General features: G+C 70.3%; 19 protein-coding genes and 1 pseudogene. 11 read left to right on the top strand and 9 right to left on the bottom strand.

What is annotated here, in order from left to right:
• Positions 1-6: 6 nt before the first annotated feature.
• Genes miaB through ABKA17_RS10470 form a run of 3 tightly spaced genes read right to left on the bottom strand, consistent with a single transcriptional unit; the run spans position 7 to position 3,273 of the window.
• Entirely contained in the window at positions 7-1,533 is a 1,527-nt protein-coding gene (miaB, locus tag ABKA17_RS10480) for a tRNA (N6-isopentenyl adenosine(37)-C2)-methylthiotransferase MiaB (RefSeq protein WP_353691672.1), read from the bottom strand.
• A gap of 58 nt (positions 1,534-1,591) precedes the next feature.
• Positions 1,592-2,251, bottom strand: coding sequence for a response regulator (locus ABKA17_RS10475; protein WP_353691671.1), 660 nt, complete (start codon positions 2,249-2,251; stop codon positions 1,592-1,594).
• Entirely contained in the window at positions 2,248-3,273 is a 1,026-nt protein-coding gene (locus ABKA17_RS10470; RefSeq protein WP_502994194.1) for a sensor histidine kinase, read from the bottom strand. Before ABKA17_RS10470 ends, ABKA17_RS10475 begins: the two co-directional genes overlap by 4 nt.
• Before the next feature lie 86 nt (positions 3,274-3,359).
• Between ABKA17_RS10470 and ABKA17_RS10465 the strand changes: the two genes are divergently transcribed.
• Positions 3,360-3,845, top strand: coding sequence for a cation:proton antiporter regulatory subunit (locus tag ABKA17_RS10465; protein WP_353691670.1), 486 nt, complete (start codon positions 3,360-3,362; stop codon positions 3,843-3,845).
• Between the two features lie 4 nt (positions 3,846-3,849).
• On the top strand, positions 3,850-5,070 hold the full coding sequence (locus tag ABKA17_RS10460; protein WP_353691669.1) for a cation:proton antiporter: 1,221 nt from the start codon (positions 3,850-3,852) through the stop codon (positions 5,068-5,070).
• A 284-nt stretch (positions 5,071-5,354) separates the two neighbouring features.
• Here the strand turns inward: ABKA17_RS10460 and ABKA17_RS10455 are convergent, their stop codons facing one another.
• A complete protein-coding gene (locus tag ABKA17_RS10455; protein ID WP_353691668.1) occupies positions 5,355-5,762 on the bottom strand; it encodes a pyrophosphohydrolase domain-containing protein in 408 nt (135 codons plus the stop codon).
• 132 nt (positions 5,763-5,894) lie between these two features.
• Between ABKA17_RS10455 and ABKA17_RS10450 the strand changes: the two genes are divergently transcribed.
• Positions 5,895-6,881, top strand: a complete 987-nt coding sequence (locus ABKA17_RS10450) for a TAXI family TRAP transporter solute-binding subunit (RefSeq protein WP_353691667.1) — start codon at positions 5,895-5,897, stop codon at positions 6,879-6,881.
• On the opposite strand, the gene ABKA17_RS10445 is transcribed toward ABKA17_RS10450, so the two are convergent.
• Together ABKA17_RS10445 and ABKA17_RS10440 are read right to left on the bottom strand one after the other, a co-directional pair.
• Positions 6,871-8,253 (bottom strand): sensor histidine kinase, encoded by a 1,383-nt coding sequence (locus tag ABKA17_RS10445; RefSeq protein WP_353691666.1) that lies wholly within the window; start codon positions 8,251-8,253, stop codon positions 6,871-6,873. The two genes, ABKA17_RS10450 and ABKA17_RS10445, sit on opposite strands and share 11 nt — an antisense overlap.
• A gap of 9 nt (positions 8,254-8,262) precedes the next feature.
• Complete coding sequence (locus ABKA17_RS10440) at positions 8,263-8,949, bottom strand: response regulator transcription factor (protein ID WP_353691665.1); 687 nt, start codon at positions 8,947-8,949, stop codon at positions 8,263-8,265.
• Positions 8,950-9,239: 290 nt separating this feature from the next.
• On the opposite strand from ABKA17_RS10440, the gene ABKA17_RS10435 reads away from it, so the two are divergent.
• From ABKA17_RS10435 to ABKA17_RS10400, 8 genes and pseudogenes are all read left to right on the top strand, one after another.
• Positions 9,240-10,016 carry an amino acid ABC transporter ATP-binding protein gene (locus tag ABKA17_RS10435; RefSeq protein WP_353691664.1) on the top strand — a complete coding sequence of 259 codons (777 nt, stop codon included), beginning with the start codon at positions 9,240-9,242 and terminating at the stop codon, positions 10,014-10,016.
• 70 nt (positions 10,017-10,086) lie between these two features.
• A complete protein-coding gene (locus ABKA17_RS10430) occupies positions 10,087-10,932 on the top strand; it encodes a glutamate ABC transporter substrate-binding protein (RefSeq protein ID WP_353691663.1) in 846 nt (281 codons plus the stop codon).
• A gap of 97 nt (positions 10,933-11,029) precedes the next feature.
• Positions 11,030-11,695 (top strand): amino acid ABC transporter permease, encoded by a 666-nt coding sequence (locus ABKA17_RS10425; protein ID WP_353691662.1) that lies wholly within the window; start codon positions 11,030-11,032, stop codon positions 11,693-11,695.
• Positions 11,692-12,639 carry an amino acid ABC transporter permease gene (locus ABKA17_RS10420; protein ID WP_353691661.1) on the top strand — a complete coding sequence of 316 codons (948 nt, stop codon included), beginning with the start codon at positions 11,692-11,694 and terminating at the stop codon, positions 12,637-12,639. The genes ABKA17_RS10425 and ABKA17_RS10420 overlap by 4 nt, the downstream gene beginning before the upstream one ends.
• 179 nt (positions 12,640-12,818) lie before the next feature.
• Entirely contained in the window at positions 12,819-14,438 is a 1,620-nt protein-coding gene (locus tag ABKA17_RS10415; RefSeq protein ID WP_353691660.1) for an FAD-dependent monooxygenase, read from the top strand.
• A 33-nt stretch (positions 14,439-14,471) separates the two neighbouring features.
• Complete coding sequence (locus ABKA17_RS10410) at positions 14,472-14,621, top strand: putative leader peptide (protein ID WP_353691659.1); 150 nt, start codon at positions 14,472-14,474, stop codon at positions 14,619-14,621.
• 79 nt (positions 14,622-14,700) lie between these two features.
• Positions 14,701-15,261: a cupin domain-containing protein gene (locus ABKA17_RS10405; RefSeq protein ID WP_353691658.1), complete on the top strand. Its 561-nt coding sequence runs from the start codon at positions 14,701-14,703 to the stop codon at positions 15,259-15,261.
• A pseudogene (locus tag ABKA17_RS10400) lies at positions 15,252-15,658 on the top strand (rhodanese-like domain-containing protein). The gene ABKA17_RS10405 and the pseudogene ABKA17_RS10400 overlap by 10 nt, the downstream one beginning before the upstream one ends.
• 77 nt (positions 15,659-15,735) lie before the next feature.
• Here ABKA17_RS10400 and ABKA17_RS10395 read toward each other — a convergent pair.
• The 3 genes from ABKA17_RS10395 to recX form a co-directional block, all read right to left on the bottom strand.
• On the bottom strand, positions 15,736-15,963 hold the full coding sequence (locus ABKA17_RS10395) for a hypothetical protein (protein ID WP_353691657.1): 228 nt from the start codon (positions 15,961-15,963) through the stop codon (positions 15,736-15,738).
• Between the two features lie 103 nt (positions 15,964-16,066).
• The gene (locus tag ABKA17_RS10390; RefSeq protein WP_353691656.1) at positions 16,067-16,528 is read right to left on the bottom strand and encodes a substrate-binding domain-containing protein; all 462 of its coding nucleotides are present in this window, start codon (positions 16,526-16,528) and stop codon (positions 16,067-16,069) included.
• An 852-nt stretch (positions 16,529-17,380) separates the two neighbouring features.
• Positions 17,381-18,343, bottom strand: coding sequence for a recombination regulator RecX (gene recX, locus ABKA17_RS10385; protein ID WP_353691655.1), 963 nt, complete (start codon positions 18,341-18,343; stop codon positions 17,381-17,383).

Raw genomic sequence — 18,343 nt, 5'->3', positions numbered from 1 at the left:
GTGCGCTCAGTCGATCGCGCAGCCGCCCGTGACCGCCGGCAGCGGTTCCGGGACACCGATCTTCGGCAGGCCGAGCAGCACGCCCGCGGGCTTGGCCGCCTCCGTCGCGTTGCGCTTCTCCCAGGCGTCGCCCGCGCGCGTGCGGCGGACCTTCAGGACCTCGCCCTCGGCGAGGAGGTGGTGCGGGGCGGCGTAGGTGATCTCGACCGTGACCACGTCGCCGGGGCGGACCTCCTCGTCCGGCTTGGTGAAGTGGACCAGGCGGTTGTCGGGGGCACGGCCGGAGAGGCGGTGGGTGGTGCCGTCCTTGCGGCCCTCGCCCTCGGCGACCATGAGGTCGAGCGTGCGGCCGACCTGCTTCTTGTTCTCCTCCCAGGAGATCTCCTCCTGGAGGGCGACGAGACGCTCATAGCGCGCCTGGACGACCTCCTTGGGGATCTGCCCGTCCATGGTGGCCGCCGGGGTGCCGGGGCGCTTGGAGTACTGGAAGGTGAAGGCGTTGGTGAAGCGGGCCTCGCGGACCGCGTGCATGGTCTGCTCGAAGTCCTCCTCGGTCTCGCCGGGGAAGCCCACGATGATGTCGGTGGAGATGGCCGCGTCCGGCATCGCGGCGCGCACCTTCTCGATGATCCCGAGGAAACGCTCCTGCCGGTACGAGCGGCGCATCGCCTTCAGGATCGTGTCCGAGCCGGACTGCATCGGCATGTGCAGCTGCGGCATCACGTTCGGCGTCTCCTCCATGGCCGCGATCACGTCGTCGGTGAAGTCGCGCGGGTGCGGGGACGTGAAGCGGACGCGCTCCAGGCCCTCGATCTTCCCGCAGGCCCGCAACAGCTTGCTGAACGCCTCACGGTCGCCGATGTCCGAGCCGTACGCGTTGACGTTCTGTCCGAGCAGGGTGATCTCGGAGACGCCCTCGCCGACCAGGGCCTCGATCTCGGCGAGGATGTCGCCGGTGCGGCGGTCCTTCTCCTTGCCGCGCAGCGCCGGGACGATGCAGAACGTGCAGGTGTTGTTGCAGCCGACGGAGATCGACACCCAGGCCGCGTACGCGCTCTCGCGGCGGGTCGGCAGGGTCGACGGGAACGCCTCCAGCGACTCGGCGATCTCGACCTGCGCCTCTTCCTGCACACGCGCGCGCTCCAGCAGCACCGGCAGCTTGCCGATGTTGTGGGTGCCGAAGACGACGTCGACCCAGGGCGCCTTCGAGACGATCGTGTCGCGGTCCTTCTGCGCCAGACAGCCGCCGACCGCGATCTGCATCCCGGGGCGCTTGGTCTTCATGGGCGCGAGGCGGCCGAGGTTGCCGTACAGCCGGTTGTCGGCGTTCTCCCGCACCGCGCAGGTGTTGAAGACGACGACGTCCGCGTCGCCGTCGGAGCCCTCGGGCGCGCGGACGTAGCCGGCGTCCTCGAGCAGACCGGACAATCGCTCGGAATCGTGGACGTTCATCTGGCACCCGTAGGTGCGCACTTCGTAGGTCTTGGAAGAGGAGGGGACGTCCACGGCCTGGCTCCGGTCGATGCTGCTCATGTGACAAGGGTAGGCGGTGCCGGAAGTGGCTCCGGTCGCCCTGTGGACAACCGGGGGTTCAGGGCTCGATCAGCCCGGCTCGTATCGCGTAGCGCGTGAGTTCCAGGCGGTCCCGCATGCCGAGCTTCTGGAGCAGGTTCGCGCGGTGCCGTTCGACCGTCTTCGCGCTGATGAACAGCATCTCGCCGATCTCCTTGGACGTGTGCCCCTCGGCGACGAGCTTGAGGATCTCCTCCTCCCGCTCGGTCACGGCCCGCTCGGGCAGGGAGTCGCCGCGGTGGAGGCGGTCCAGGTAGGAGCGGACGAGAGCGCGCTCGGCGCCCGGGTAGACGAACGGCCGGTCGCGCACCGCCGCCCGGCAGGCCTCCACCAGATCGCGGTCGGCGACGGACTTGAGGACGTAGCCGCTGGCCCCGGCCTTGAGGGCCTCGAAGAAGTACTGCTCGTTGTCGTACATCGTCAGGATCAGGATGCGCAGGTCGGGCAGGCGGCGGGAGAGCTCGCGGGCCGCCTGGAGGCCGGTCATCCGGGGCATGGCGATGTCCAGTACGGCCAGATCGACGTCACGCGCGCGTGCCAACTCGACGGCCTCCGCCCCGTCACCGGCCTCGGCCACGACCGTGAGGTCGTCCTCGCCGTCGAGGATGAGGCGCACTCCTCGCCGTACGAGAGTGTGGTCGTCGGCGAGCAGTACACGAACGGGAGCGGCCGGAGTCATCGCGGGCCCCCTACGCGCAGTCGGACGTCCGTGCCGCCGCCGGGCGCCGCGCCGACCGTGAGCGCGGCCCCTATGAGCAGCGCCCGCTCCCGCATGCCCCGTATCCCGGCGCCCTCCTGTGCCTCGCCCAGCCCCTTGCCGTTGTCCCGGACCAGCAGCTCGACACCGCCGCCGACCTGCCGAAGGCGGACCTCGGCGTGGTCGGCCACGGCGTGCCGGGCGGTGTTGGTGAGGCCCTCCTGGGCCACCCGGTAGAGCACGAGTTCCGACTCCTCGGTCAGGGGCGGCAGTCCGCCGGGGACGTGATGGCGCACGGTCAGGCCATGGGCGCTGAACTCGCCGGCGAGCGAGCGCAGGGCGCTGGCCAGGCCGAGTTCCTCCAGGACGCCGGGGCGCAGTCGGCGGGCGATGAAACGGATCTCGTCGAGCCCCGCGCGGGTGGCCTCCTGGGCCTGGGCCACCTCCTCGCGCAGGTCGTCGGGGGCCCGGTCGGCGACGCGCTTGAGCTGGAGGAGGACGGCGGTCAGGGTCTGACCGACCTCGTCGTGCAGCTCGCGCGCGATGCGGTGCCGCTCGCGCTCCTGCGCGGACAGCGCACGGGCCGCTCCGGAGGCCCGCTCGGCCTCCAGCCGGTCGAGCATCGTGTTGTACGTCGTGATGAGCGCGGCCGCTTCGGCGGGACCGGCGACGTCCGCGCGGGCTCCGGGCCGCAGCAGGTCGGCGGTGGCCATGGCGTGGCCGAGTCGCTTGAGCGGGGCCAGGCCGATCCTGAGGACCAGGGCGTTGGCGACCAGGAGCACCACGAGGCCGAACATGATGACCAGGGCCTCGGCCTGGCGGACCGGGGTCGACACGGTGACCGGGCCGAGCAGCAGGGCCGCGGCCACGATCAGGCCGGCGGCGTTGAGGGAGAAGATCCGCCAGAACAGTGACACGTGTCTGGTCCCGCCCTCCTCGCATGGCTGTTCGGAGACCAGCCTCGTCGCCCCGCTCTCGTCGCGTATATCCGTGCCAGCACCCATATCGCCACGGTACGGGCCGATGGCAGCATGCGGACTCGGCACCCACGATCACGCTCAGTACATGGGCTCAGTACCAGGGGAGAAACGTGTCTGCACCGCGCCTGAAGGCGACGCCGCTGCCGGGGATCGGGGTCCAGTACGACCTCGTGACACGGGAACACCGTCATCTGTCCGTGGTGGCGCATCGCGACGGCGCCCGGACGGTGAGCGTGTACCGGGCCGACGACCCCGACTCCTGCGCGCAGTCGCTACGGCTGACCGGAGCGGAGGCGGGTTCGCTGATCGACGCGCTGAAGCCGTCGCACCACAGTGCGAGCCTGCTCTACACCACGGATCTGGGGCTGGTCGCCGAGCGCATCGAGGTGGCCGCGGCCTCGCGCTGGAACGGGCGGCTGCTGGGCGAGACCAAGATGCGCACCGACACGGGCGCGTCCATCGTGGCGGTGCTGCGGCGGGCCGAGGCCATTCCGTCACCGGCTCCGGACTTCCGGCTGGTGGGCGGGGACACGCTGATCGTCGTCGGTACGCGCGAGGGCGTCGACGCGGCCGCGGCGATACTCGGGCGGGAGTGAACCGGTGCATTCCGCGGTTCTGCTGATCGAGTTCGGTTCCATCATCCTCGGCCTCGGCCTGCTCGGCCGGTTCGCGGCCAGATTCCGGATCTCCCCGATCCCGCTGTACCTCCTCGCCGGGCTCGCCTTCGGGGAGGGCGGGCTGCTGCCGCTGGGGGCGAGCGAGGAGTTCGTCTCCATCGGTGCCGAGATCGGCGTCATCCTGCTGCTGTTGATGCTCGGCCTGGAGTACTCGGCGAGCGATCTGGTCACCAACCTCAAGGCGCACTATCCGTCCGGGCTGGTCGACTGCGCCCTGAACGCCGTCCCTGGCGCGGCGGCCGCGTTGCTGCTGGGCTGGGGCCCGGTGGCCGCGGTGGTCCTGGCGGGCGTCACCTGGATCTCGTCGTCCGGTGTCATCGCGAAGGTGCTCGGCGATCTGGGCCGGGTGGGCAACCGGGAGACACCGGTGATCCTCAGCGTGCTGGTCCTGGAGGACCTGGCGATGGCGGTGTACCTGCCGATCGTCACCGCGCTGGTGGCGGGGGCCGGGCTGCTGGCCGGCAGCGTGACCTTGGCGATCGCGCTCGGTGCGGCGGGCCTGGTGCTGTTCGTGGCGGTCCGCTACGGCCGTCTGATCTCCCGTTTCGTGTCGAGCGACGACCCGGAGAAGCTGCTCCTCGTCGTACTCGGGCTGACGATCCTGGTCGCGGGTGTGGCCCAGCAGCTCCAGGTGTCGGCGGCGGTGGGCGCCTTCCTGGTCGGCATCGCGCTGTCCGGGGAGGTCGCGGAGGGCGCGCACACGCTGCTGAGCCCTCTGCGGGACCTGTTCGCGGCGGTCTTCTTCGTCTTCTTCGGCCTGCACACCGACCCGGCGAGCATCCCGCCGGTCCTGCTGCCCGCGCTCGCGCTGGCGCTGGTGACCGCCGCTACGAAGATCGCCACCGGGTACTGGGCGGCCCGTCGCGCCGGGATCTCCGTCAAGGGTCGCTGGCGTACGGGTGGCGCGCTGGTGGCTCGCGGTGAGTTCTCGATCGTCATCGCCGGTCTCGCGGTGACCGCCGGCATCGAACCGTCCTTGGGCCCGCTGGCCACGGCGTACGTCCTGATCCTGGTCGTCCTGGGCCCCCTGACCGCCCGCTACACCGAGCCCCTGGCCTCCTGGTGGGCGTCCCGGCGCTCGGGCAAGCGCCAGGACGTCGGCGGGACCACGTCTGCGGTGCCGGAGGCGTCGGTGGCGGACTGAGCGGACTCGGCGGGCGGTCCGGGCGGGCGGGCGGGCGGGCGGGGCGGAACGGCATCCGGCGACTGAGCGCTGATCCGCCGGGCGCGGAATTCGTGCCGCGGCAAGCCGAGGCCACCTGCGCCGACAGGCCGAGCGACGCCGTGCCACGTGTGCCCGCCTCCGCGCACGCGGCACGGCACTTCGGCCGCAGACAGGACACCCGACAGCCACCCATCGCCGCCGCGCCCCAACCCGCGATCACCCGCCCCGGCATGCCACCACTGTCACCGATCCCGCCCCGCCAGTCAGACCGCCCCCTCCGGCACCCACCCCTGCCTCCGCAGCACCCCCGACACATCCGGCGCCTCGTAGTGCTCCCCCTTGAGGACCTTGCCGTCGGCCCGCCGGGTGACATGGCCGTCGGGTCCCAGCTTGGTCATGTTGGAGCGGTGGATCTCGGCGATCACCGCGTCGAGGTCGATGCCGTGGACGAGGGCTGTGCCGTAGGCGACGTAGACCACGTCGGCGAGTTCGTGCGCCAGCCGGTCCAGCGGGCCCTCGACAGCCACTTCGGCGACCTCCGCGGCCTCCTCCGCGAGCAGCTCGCCACGGTGGGCGGCCAGCTTCGGCGACACCGCTGTCGGCGTACTGCGGGCATCCAGCCCGAAAGCGAGGTGGAATGCACGGACCAGGTCGGCGGGTGATGAGCTCATACGGCGACCCTAACGATCACCACTGACATCCCGACCAACTCTCCCCACTACCGGGCGTCTGCTGCACCCCGAGTCCGACCACCCCGCACCCGCCCTGGCCACCCCCGCCCCCCACCTGGCAGGATCCCCCGCATGTCCAAGCTGTTCCCCCGTATGAGCAGGAGCCGGGCGCTTCAGGGTGCCGCCGCCGGTTTCGTGGTCTTCGGGCTGCTGCTGTGGTGGCTGCTGCCGGGCGAGGGACCGCCGGGCGGGGCGATCACCTTCAGCACGGGCTCGCGCGGCGGGGTCTACGAGGCGTACGGCAAGGACCTCAGCAACGAGTTCGCCAAGGACATGCCCTCCTTGAAGGTGGACCTGGAGACCAGCGACGGGTCACAGGACAACGTCACGCGCGTGGCGACCGGCCAGGCCGACTTCGCCATCGCCGCGGCGGACGCGGTGGAGTCGTTCGCGATCGAACATCCGATCGAGGCCGCCCGGCTACGCGGCGTCGCGCGTCTGTACGACGACTATGTGCAGCTCATCGTCCCGCGGGACTCGGACATCGCCACCCTGGCCGACCTGAAGCACAAGCGCGTCGCCATAGGGCCAAAGACATCGGGCGTGCGGCTGATCGCCGAACGGGTACTGCGAGCCGAGGGCATGGACCCGGCCACGGACATCAAGCCGCTCCCGTACGGCATCAAGGACGTCGCGCAGCTCGGGCACACCTTCGACGCCTTCTTCTGGTCCGGTGGACTGCCGACGAACGGGCTGAAGGCGCTCGCCAAGACGTCGTCCTTCAAGTTGGTCCCGATCAAGGCCGACTTCGTCGCCAAACTCCACACCCAGAGCGCCGCCAACCGCTACTACCGGCCTGCCAACATCCCGGAGTCGACCTACGACGGTCTGGACGCCGACGCGGTGCCGACCATCGCCGTGTCCAACCTGCTGATCACCCGCGAGGACCTGGATCCGCGGCTCACCGAGTGGCTGACCCGGACCGTGATCCGCAGCCGGGACGACATCGGCGGCAAGGTGCACTCCGCACAGCTGGTCGACCTGCGCACGGCGATCTACACCTCCCCCCTGGAACTGCACCAGGGCGCGCAGCGCTACTACCGCTCGGTCAAGCCGTAGCGGCGCTACGGGGCACGGTCACCGTCACCTTGAGGCCGTGCGGTTCGTGATGGTCGTAGGCGATCGTGCCACCGCCTGCGTGCAGCAGGGTCCGCGAGATGGAGAGGCCGAGGCCTGAGCCCTTGATGTTCTGGTGGCGGTTGCTGCGCCAGAAGCGGTCGCCGATGCGGGCGAGTTCCTCGTCGGTCAGACCGGGGCCGTGGTCGGTGACGGTGACGGTGGCCGTCTCGCCGTTGGAGGAGACCGTCACCTCGACGCACTCGCCCTCGGGCGTGAACTTGACCGCGTTGTCGATGACCGCGTCCAGTGCGCTGGACAGGGTGACGGGGTCGGCCCAGCCGGTGGTGGGCGGGCAGTCGTCGACCAGCCGTACGCCCTTGGCCCGGGCGGTCGGGGCCCAGGCCGCGACCCGCTCGGCGGCCAGCGCGCCGAGGTCGGTGATGCGCAGGTCCGCGTCGGTGTGCTCGGCGAGGGCGAGGTCGAGCAGGTCGTCGAGGACCTGGGCCAGGCGCTTGCCCTCCGTCTGGACCGAGGCGATCTCCCGGTTGCCCTCCGGGAGTTCGAAGGCGAGCAGCTCGATGCGCAGCAGCAGCGCGGCGAGGGGGTTGCGCAGCTGGTGCGAGGCGTCGGCGACGAAGGCGCGCTGCTGCTCCAGGACGTCCTCGACGTTGTCCGCCATCTCGTTGAACGACCGGGCCAGGCGCTGGAGTTCCGGCGGACCGCCGGCGGCAGCGACCCGGGACTTCAGACGGCCGCTCGCGATCGCGTGCGTGGTGGCGTCGAGCACGCGCACCGGTCTGAGCACCCACCCGGTCAGCCGCAGGGCCGCGCCGACGGCCACCAGCATCGCGGCCATCAGGCCCGCGCCGATGACCAGCCAGCCGTGCAGGATCCGCGAACGCATCTCCCCCGTGGGCGAGTCGGTGACGACGACCGCGACGACGTCACCGTCCCGGATGACCGGGGAGGCCACCACGAGCCGCCCCCGCTGCCAGGGAAAAATCTGCGGCGGGTCCTCGCTGCGCCGGCTGAGCAGCGCCTCGTCGAACGCGTCCCGCACCTCGCCGTTCTCGGGCAGGAACCAGGTCGCCGGAGCGTTGGCCATGATGTTGCGGTTCTGATAGAAGACGCCGACGTTGATCCGGTACACCTGGTAGTAGCTGTTGAGCTCGCTCTGGAGCGTCTGCTGGCGCTCTGAGCCCTCGCCGGTGACGTACTGGGCGAGCGCCGCGAAGTGCGCGGTGTCGTCGATCCGGTCGACGATCACCTTCTGCTGCTGGGCCGCGGCCACCCCTACAGCGAGCGGAATGCCGAGCGCCAGCAGTACGGCGGCCATCAGGACGATGAGCAGCGGAAGAAGTCGTGTGCGCACCCGGGCCCGCTACGAGGACGGCGCGACGAGCCGGTAGCCGACGCCGCGTACGGTCTCGATGAGGGCCGGCATGCGCAGCTTGGCGCGCAGCGAGGCGACGTGCACCTCCAGCGTGCGCCCCGTCCCCTCCCAACTGGTGCGCCACACCTCGCTGATGATCTGTTCCCGGCGGAAGACCACTCCGGGGCGCTGGGCCAGCAGGGCGAGCAGATCGAACTCCTTGCGGGTCAGTTGGACAACCGAACCGTCCACACTGACCTGACGGGTCGGCAGCTCGATACGGACCGGGCCGAGGCGCAGCGCGGTCTCGGCGTCCGAGGCGGTGTCCTCGTGGACGGTGCGCCGGCTGACGGCGTGGATCCGGGCGAGCAGCTCTCCGGTGTCGTAGGGCTTCACCACATAGTCGTCCGCGCCGAGGTTGAGGCCATGGATGCGGGAGCGGACGTCGGAGCGTGCGGTGACCATGATCACCGGGGTGCTGGTGCGCTTGCGGATCTTGCCGCAGACCTCGTATCCGTCCTGGTCGGGCAGGCCCAGGTCGAGGAGGACGACTCCGAAGCCGTCGCCTTCCGGGACCAGTGCCTGGAGGGCTTCCTCGCCACTGCGCGCGTGGGTGACGTCGAAACCGTGCCGTGCCAGAACCGCGGACAGAGCGGCGGCGACATGATTGTCGTCCTCTACGAGAAGCAGTCTCATCCGGGCCTCCTTCGGTTCATCGGCCGTACGATCTAGATGTGTACACAAACGCGTGCACACGCGCGCGTGCACCCCGTGCAGTCACGCTGATGGAAGAGGACGACGTCAAGTGGGTTCCGGTTGCGAGCCGCTTCCGTTACCCGGCCGATATGCGCCCTGCTCACAACTGCTACGACACGTGTCCGATTGCTATCGGATCGTGATGCTCAGATTCCCCTCAAAGGTAATGACGCAGGTCGCATGGGGTCACTACTGTCCTCCGAAACCGAGGAGGACGGAGCCCGATAGCGATGACCAAAGTATCGGTGGCCAAGGAAGATGTGGCCGCGACCGGCGAACTGGTCGTCCTGAAGAGCGTCAACAAGCACTTCGGCGCGTTGCATGTTCTCCAGGACATCGATCTCACGATCGCCCGCGGCGAGGTCGTCGTGGTCATCGGACCCTCCGGGTCCGGGAAGTCCACGCTGTGCCGAACCATCAACCGCCTGGAGACGATCGACTCCGGCACGATCGCCATCGACGGCAAGCCCCTGCCCGCGGAGGGCAAGGAGCTGGCCCGGCTGCGCGCCGACGTCGGGATGGTCTTCCAGTCCTTCAACCTCTTCGCGCACAAGACCGTGCTCGAGAACGTGATGCTCGGCCAGGTCAAGGTCCGCAAGGCGGACAAGAAGACGGCCGAGGAGAAAGCCCGCTCCCTGCTCGACCGGGTCGGTGTGGCGAGCCAGGCGGACAAGTACCCCGCGCAGCTCTCCGGCGGCCAGCAGCAGCGTGTCGCCATCGCCCGAGCCCTGGCCATGGACCCCAAGGTCATGCTCTTCGACGAGCCCACCTCGGCGCTCGACCCCGAGATGATCAACGAGGTCCTCGAGGTCATGCAGCAACTCGCCCGGGACGGCATGACCATGATCGTCGTCACCCATGAAATGGGGTTCGCCCGTTCGGCCGCGAACCGGGTGGTGTTCATGGCGGACGGCCGCATCGTCGAGGAGGCTGTGCCGGACCAGTTCTTCAGCGCCCCGCGCAGCGACCGTGCCAAGGACTTCCTCTCCAAGATCCTGCACCACTGACGGCGTACGGCACGACCCGCGTCACCCGCCTCGACGGCTCGCATCTCTCATCACACAAAGGATGTTCACCATGAAGCTCCGCAAGGTCACCGCCGCGGCCGCCGCTGCGCTCGTCCTCTCGCTGACCGCGACCGCCTGTGGCGGGGACGACGGCGACAGCGACAGCGCCGACACGGGTTCCGGCGGCGGCGGCAAGATCAAGATCGGCATCAAGTACGACCAGCCCGGTCTCGGCCTCAAGGAGCCCGACGGTTCCTTCTCCGGCTTCGACGTGGACGTGGCGACCTACGTGGCCAAGGAGCTCGGCTACAAGCCCGACCAGATCGAGTTCGTGGAGACCAAGAGCGCCGACCGCGAGAACGCGCTCGCCCGTGGCGACGTCAAGTTCATCGCCGCCACCTACTCGATCAACGACGAGCGCAAGCAGAAGGTCGACTTCGCCGGCCCGTACCTGCTGGCCCACCAGGACCTGCTGGTCAAGGCGGACTCGGACATCTCCGAGGCCACCGACCTCAACGGCAAGAACCTGTGCTCGGTGACCGGCTCCACCTCGGCGCAGAACGTCAAGGACGACTTCGCCCCGAAGGCCAACCTGAAGCAGGTCAGCGGCTACTCCGAGTGCATCGCCGGCCTCCAGAGCGGCACGGTGGACGCGCTCACCACGGACGACTCGATCCTCGCCGGCTTCGCCGCCCAGGAGCAGTACAAGGGCAAGTTCAAGCTCGCCGGCCTCAAGCTGAGCAACGAGAACTACGGCATCGGTGTGAAGAAGGGCGACACCGCGACCGTGGACAAGATCAACAAGGCGCTCGAGAAGATGGTCAGCGACGGCGCGTGGGACACCGCCGTCAAGGACAACTTCGGCCCGGCCAACTACAAGAACGAGCCCGCCCCGAAGATCGGCGACATCAAGTAACAACGGGATTCACTGGCGCGCCGCCGCCCGCCGCGATCAGGGCGGCGGCGCGCCGCGCCCCTTCACGTACCCCAGACACCCGGAAGCGCGGGAGATCGTGTTCGACTTTCTTGATGGTTACGACGTCCTAGCGGCGTTCTGGATGACGGTGAAGCTCACCGCCATCTCCGCCCTCGGCTCCCTGATCTGGGGCACCCTGCTGGCCGCGATGCGGGTCAGTCCGGTCCCGCTCATGCGCGGGTTCGGCACCGCCTACGTGAACCTCGTCCGGAACACCCCCCTGACGGTGATCATCGTCTTCACGTCGCTCGGCCTCGCCGACACCTTCGGCGTGACCATGGGCTCCAAGGACTTCGATGTCCAGGGCTTCCGGCTGGCGATCCTCGGTTTCATCGTCTACACCGCGGCCTTCGTCTGCGAGGCGATCCGTTCCGGCATCAACACCGTGCCCGTCGGACAGGCCGAGGCGGCCCGTGCCATCGGGCTGAACTTCAGCCAGGTCCTGCGGCTCGTCGTGCTGCCGCAGGCCTTCCGCGCGGTCATCGGCCCGCTGGCCAACGTACTGATCGCCCTCACCAAGAACACGACCGTGGCGGCCGCGATCGGTGTGGCCGAGGCCGCCGCCCTGATGAAGACGATGATCGAGAACGAAGCCCAGACGCTCGCCATCGGCGCCGTCTTCGCCTTCGGATTCGTCGTCCTGACCCTGCCGACCGGCCTCTTCCTCGGATGGCTGAGCAAGCGACTGGCGGTGAAGCGATGAGCTCCGTTCTGTACGACACCCCTGGACCCCGCGCCAAACAGCGCAACATCCTCATCTCGGTGGTCTTCTTCCTCCTGCTCGCCCTCCTCGCGTGGTGGATCTGGCAGGTCATGGATGACAAGAACCAACTCGAGTGGACCCTCTGGGAGCCGTTCACCACCGAGCAGGCCTGGACGACCTACCTGCTGCCAGGACTCGGCAACACACTGAAGGCCGCGGCCCTCGCCATGGTGATCGCCCTCCCGCTGGGTGCGGTCTTCGGCATCGCCCGCCTCTCCGACCACCGCTGGGTGCGCGGTGTGGCCGGAACCGTGGTGGAGTTCTTCCGGGCCATCCCGGTGCTGCTGCTGATGCTGTTCGCCAACGAGTTCTACGTCCGCTCCACGGACATCAGCAGCGAGCAACGACCGCTGTACGCGGTCGTCACCGGCCTGGTGCTCTACAACGCGTCCGTCCTCGCCGAGATCGTCCGGGCCGGCATCCTCTCGCTGCCCAAGGGCCAGACGGAGGCCGCCTACGCGGTCGGTCTGCGCAAGGGGCAGACGATGTCCAGCATCCTGCTGCCGCAGGCCGTCACCGCGATGCTGCCGGCCATCGTCAGCCAGCTCGTCGTGATCGTGAAGGACACCGCTCTGGGCGGCGTGATGCTCAACTTCCCCGAGCTCCTGAACTCGCGCCAGACACTGGCGGCCAACTACGCCAACGTCATCCCCAGTTTCATCATCGTCGCGATCATCTTCATCGTCCTGAACTTCCTCCTCACCAGCTTCGCGAGCTGGCTGGAGAAGCGGCTGCGGCGCAGCAAGAAGAGCACGGGCGCGGTTCTCGGCGCCGAGGACATGGAGGAAATCAACCCGGCGGCCATCGGCGGTACGTTCGGGACCGGTGGTGAGGGTGGTGGCCTGCCTGGCACCGGGACCTACACCGACCGAAAAAAGCTATAACTGACGATCACTCAAACAGCCTGTACCGTACGGAGGCAGTGGCATGATCGCCACTGCCTCCGTCACTTGACGCAAGCACCGGCAATGGGTTGCATACGTTCTGTGATCGTGCACCCTGCTCCAACCTCCTGTTCACATACGTCTCTCGGGACGCCCTCGCGGGCAGGAGGCGCCGCGTCGTGGACCCGGTGATCATCGTCGGAGCGGGGCCCGTGGGGCTCACGCTCGCCCTCGCGCTGGCCCGGCAGGACGTGCCGTCCGTGGTCCTCGACGAGGGCCCCGGCAAGGACGAACCGCGCCCCGCCCGCACCGTCGTCCTGCGCGAGGACACCGCCGCCCTCATGACCCGCCTGACCGGCGTCCCGCTCGCCGAGGCGGGCTGCCGCTGGGCCGGATGGCGGTCGCTGCGCCGCAAGCAGGTGATGCGCGAGATCAGCTTCGACGACGACACCGACAGCGCTTCGGGCGAGGCCGGGTCCGCGCCCCTGCACATCGCCCAGCACGTCCTGACCGGCGCCCTGCGCGACGCCCTCGCCGGCGAACGCCTGATCAAGCTCGCCGTGGACAGCCGCCTCGACACCGTCGAACAGGAACCCGCCGGTGTCACCGCCCACACCCGCGGCCCCAAGGGCACGTGGTGGCGCGGCAGTTACCTGGTCGGCTGCGACGGCCCGCGCTCGACGGTACGCAAACTCCTGGACATCCGCTTCCCCGGACGTACGGCGGTGGAGCGACACGCCGTCGCCGCGCTGCGCACGGAACTTCCGTGGACCGACGAGGCGTTGCTCCATCGGATGCCGCCGTGGCGCACGTCCGGACCCTCGGCCGGGGAGGTCACCGGACGCCCCCTCCCGGACGGCGTCTGGCGCCTGGACTGGCTGCTGCCGCCCGGCAAGGACCTGGTCACGCCGGAGCTGCTGGTGGCGCGGGTGCGGGAGACCCTCGCGGGGTGGACGGACGGTCCGACACCGCCGTACGAACTCCTCGACACCGGTGTGCACACCGTCCACCACCGGCTCGCGCGCCGCTGGCGGGTGGGGCGGGTGTTCCTCGCCGGGGACGCGGCGCATCTGCTCGGCGCGCTCGGGACGCAGGGGCTCGACGAGGGGCTCCGGGACGCCGACAACCTCGCCTGGAAGCTGGCGCTGGCCTGGCACCACGGGCCGCACGAGGCGCTGCTCGACAGCTACCAGGAGGAGCGGCGCGCGGTCGTCGCCGCCCGGCTGCGCGCCGCCGACCAGGCGCTGCCGCTGGTGCGGGGCGGTGGCGGGCTACGGTCTGTCGTCCCCGGCTCGGCCCGCGGCCACGACGCCCTGCTCACCGACGGCCACCTGGGGCGCGGGGCACTCGGCGCGCCGGGGGCGTACGCCACCTCTCCGCTCGCGCCGCGGCATCTGGAGGCGGAGGTGGCGGTGGACACCGCGCCGGGCGCGCCGGTCGCCGACGTACGGGTCACCGCCGAGGACGGCTCCTTCGTACGGCTCCGGGACCGGCTCGGTCGTGGAGCGCTGCTCGTGGTGCTGATCGCGCCGGGCACCGGTGTGTGGGAGCGCAAGCACTGGGTGGGCGCCGGGCTCATGCCGCGGCTGGCGGCCGCGGTGACCGCGCTGCCGCACGCGGCCGAGCTGCTGGTCGCGGAGAGCTATCCGGGCGCGGCGGCACACAGTGTGCTGCTGGTACGGCCCGACGGTCACCTGGTGACCGCGCTGGGCGGGGTGCGGCCCGCCGATCTGTACGCGGCCGCCGAGGCGACGCTGGGCGGTCCCGCGAAGACGGAGGCCGCGGCCGGCTCACGATGAGCCGCACTCGCCGTCACTGTGAGGGCCGCACATATGTGCGTTCCACATAGTGACGGCGAGTTGACCGGTCTGTACCGCCATGGTCTACTCCGCGTCATGACCGACACCTGTGTGCGCCTGTGGCGGAGGGTCCATATGGACCTCGTTCGCTACGCGGGCTGCGTGTGTCGCGAGTCCTGCTGAATTCGCATCCCTCTTCTCCCGCGCGCGCCGCTTCGGCGTTGCCGCGCGCATTCCGCGAACGCTCATCAGGACGGTACCCGTGTCTGTCTCCTCCGCTGCCTCCCCCTCCACCACGCCTTCCACCTCGTCTTCCGTGTCCGCCGCCTCCGGGCCGACGCAGGCCGAGCTCCTGGATTTCGTACGGCGGACCGCCGCCGACGCCGAGTTGATCTCGTCGCTCCCGCTCGACCCCGAGGGCCGCACCTGGGTGCGTCTGGAGGGGCCCGGCGGCAGCGAGGCCTGGCTCATCGGCTGGCCGCCCGGCACGGGTACCGGCTGGCACGACCACGCCGAGTCCGTCGGCGCCTTCGTGACGGCCGCCGGTGAACTCAAGGAGAACTCGCTGGCCGCTCGACTTCCGGCGGACGGCTGGAAGACCCTCGAACTCACCGAGGGCGTGGACCGGGAGCGACGGCTCGCGACCGGAAAGGGCCGTTCCTTCGGACAGCACCACGTCCACGAGGTGCTCAACGAGTCCACCGACCTGCACGCCATCTCCGTCCACGCCTACTACCCGCCCCTGCCGCAGATCCGCCGCTACAGCCGCACCGGGCAGGTCCTGCGTCTGGAGCACGTGGAGCGCCCGGAGGACTGGCAGTGAGCGTCGGCTCTCCATCCGGCATCGACGGGTTGCTGGAGCGGGTGCGCGAGGGCTACGAGCGGATCGAAGCGCGGGAGGCCCACGACGTGCCCGGCGCGGGGAGGCACTGCTGGTGGACATCCGCTACGCCGCCCTTCGCGAGCGGGACGCGCTGATTCCGGGCGCCCTCGTCGTCGAGCGCAACGAACTGGAGTGGCGCCTCGACCCGCTCGGCAGCCATCGTCTCCCCGAGGCCACCAGCCACGATCTGCTCGTCGTGGTGATCTGCGACGAGGGCTACGCCTCCACACTGGCGGCCGAGTCGCTGCACCGGCTGGGACTGCACCGGGCAACTGACCTGGTGGGCGGGTTCCAGGCGTGGCGGGCCGCCGGGTTGCCGGTGGCGGGTAGGGCGTAGGGACGGTGGCGGCGTAGGGCGTAGGGGCGGTGGGGCGGGCCACACCGGGCCGCTGACAGGCTGGCGGGCTGGCCGTCTCAGTCGATCTCGGGGTCGCAGTAGAGCGGGGCCGTGTCGGCGTTGCGTTTGGTGACGAGGCGGACCGGGGTCGTGGCCATCTTGTCGACGCCGTCGTCGCCGCACAGCAGGTCGATGGCGTTGGTCACCGCCAACTCGCCGGTGTCCTCGGCCGAGTCGGCGACGGTGGCCGCGAAACGTCCGTCCTTCAGGGCGGCCAGCCCCTCGTCGGTGCCGTTGACGGTCACGATCCTGACGCCTTCCGCACCGGCCGCGTCGAAGGCCTCCCGGAGGCGAAGGCCATCTCCTCGTTGGCGACGAAGGCGTAGTCGAGGTCGGGGTGGGCCTTGATCATGCTCTCGGCGACCTTCCGGGCTTGGCCGCGTCGAACATGCCTGGCCGGCTCGCGACGACCGTGGCGTTGTCGGGCAGGGCGCCCGTGAAGCCACCGACCAGCAGATCGGGGGCGGCGCCGGGCGCACCGGCGACGATGCCGACCCGTACGTCCGCTCCCGCGGCGTCTCGCTCGATCCAACGGGCATCCAGAGCACCCACCTTCTCCAGGTCCACGACGACCGCTCCGAGGATGTCGGAAATGTCGTCGGGGACGATCGAGGTGAGGAAGATCGGAACGCCTGCCTCCTTGGCCTTCGCGATGTCGTCCTTGAGCGCGTCGACGTCGACGGTCTGCACGATCAGCGCGTCCACGTTCCGGGCGATCATGTCCTCGATGTTGGCCAGCTCGGTCGTGGCGTCCTGCCGGGACTCGGCCGTGTGGATCACGGTGAGGTAGTTGGCGACGGTCTCCTCCACGGCCTTCTGGAGACATCTGTGGAACCGGGTGGACCCACCGTTGACGAACCCCAGCGTGATCGAGCCGTCGACCGTTCCTCCCGCGTCCTCACCCCAGTGCAGACCACAGCCACTGAGGACCAGACTGCCACCGAGGCGAACGCGATCAGCGCCCTACGAGTGCGGGCGGTCCTGCGCATGGCGGGGCCGCCTTTCCTGACGCATCTGCGCGGGTCCGCCCCACCGACCGGCTCCGATGAGGCGGCGGCGGGAGAGGCGCACGGATACGAAGGGCCGCGCGACAGACGGTACCGGCGACCGGGAGAGGCTCACCCTCACGGAACGCAAGGTAAGCCTGCGCCACCGGAGCGGTGCCGCCGGGGCGCGGAAGCCGCGGTGTCGGTCCTCGCGACCGCCGAGGATCGTCGCGGAGCGGTGCCGGCGGCCAGCCCCTGAGACGCGGGGCGCGGGCCCTATAGAACTCGCGCGGCAGAGAAGGCATCCACGGACCAGCCTCTGACGAACAGACCTGCCACGGCCTGACCCGACAGCGAAGGCCTCACAGACGCCGCCTCCCAGAGGCACGCCCCCTCGCCCACTGCCAGACATACGCCCCGGCAGGCAAACCCCTTGCGGACCAAGCCCCGCCGCACGCCCACCCCTTACGGACGAGCCGCCTCGCAGGCCAAACCCCCTTGTAGCCCAAGCTACTTGCAGCCCACCCCCTGGCAGATCCACCACTCACCGGCCCGCCCGCCCCAGACCGCTCGCTCCCCCGACCCCGCTCACCCGCCTGGACTGGGCAGCGTCCCTGAGCCCCCCCCTAGCCGCGCACCCCCTAGCCGCGCCTCCCCACCGAGCCCGCCCCCCGCTTCAGAACCCCTCGCCCTCGAGGAACTCCGTGTCCTCGCCCTCCTCTTCCAGCGCCTGCCGGACCACCCGCAGGGCCATGCCCTCGGGGTACCCCTTGCGGGCGAGCATGCCGGCGAGGCGGCGCAGTCGCTTGTCGCGGTCGAGGCCACGCGTCGAGCGCAGCTTGCGGGCGACGAGGTCGCGGGCCGTCGCCTCCTCCTGTTCGGAGTCGAGCTGCGAGACGGCCGCGTCGATCAGTGTGGAGTCAACCCCCTTGGTACGCAGCTCCTGGGCAAGGGCACGCCGGGCCAGACCCCGGCCGTGATGCCGGGACTCCACCCAGGCGTCGGCGAACGCGCTGTCGTTGATCAGCCCGACCTCCTCGAACCGCGACAGCACCTCCTGAGCCGCCTCGTCCGGAATCCCCTTCTTGCTCAGGGCGTCCGCGAGCTGCTTCCGCGTACGCGGGGTCCCGGTGAGCAGGCGCAGACAGATAGCCCGTGCCCGCTCGACCGGGTCCCCTGAAGACTCCCCCTGCTCGGCCCTCGACGAGGAGGAGGCGCCTTCGTCCACACCGGACGGATCCCCGCCGCGTCGCTGCCGACGTCCACGGGAACCGCCCGCGCCACGGGCCGCACGGCCACCGCCGCGCCCACGGCGGGAACCTTCGCCGAACGAGGCGGAGCCGTGCGACGAACCGTCGTCCGGCGACTCTTCGCCACCCCGTTCGTCGCCGTACGACGACTCCCGGCCGTACGACCGGCCGGCACCGCGGCCTCGGTCCTCGCCGTACGCTCGCTCGGCGCCGTACGAACCATCCGTGCCGTACGACGCCGCGCGGCCGTGCCTCCCGTCCGCGTCACGCCCTGTGTCGTCCCCGTCCGCATCGCCGCCCGGCCCGGTGAATCCCCCGTCGCCTCCCCCGCCCCGCGCACGCGGAGCGTCCTGGTAGGCGTACTCGGCCCAGTCGGTTCGTCGAGTCAC

This window comes from Streptomyces sp. RG80, assembly GCF_040446465.1.
Taxonomy (GTDB): domain Bacteria; phylum Actinomycetota; class Actinomycetes; order Streptomycetales; family Streptomycetaceae; genus Streptomyces.
Note: the sequence above shows the minus strand (reverse complement) of the source record. Positions and strands in the feature narration are given on the sequence as shown.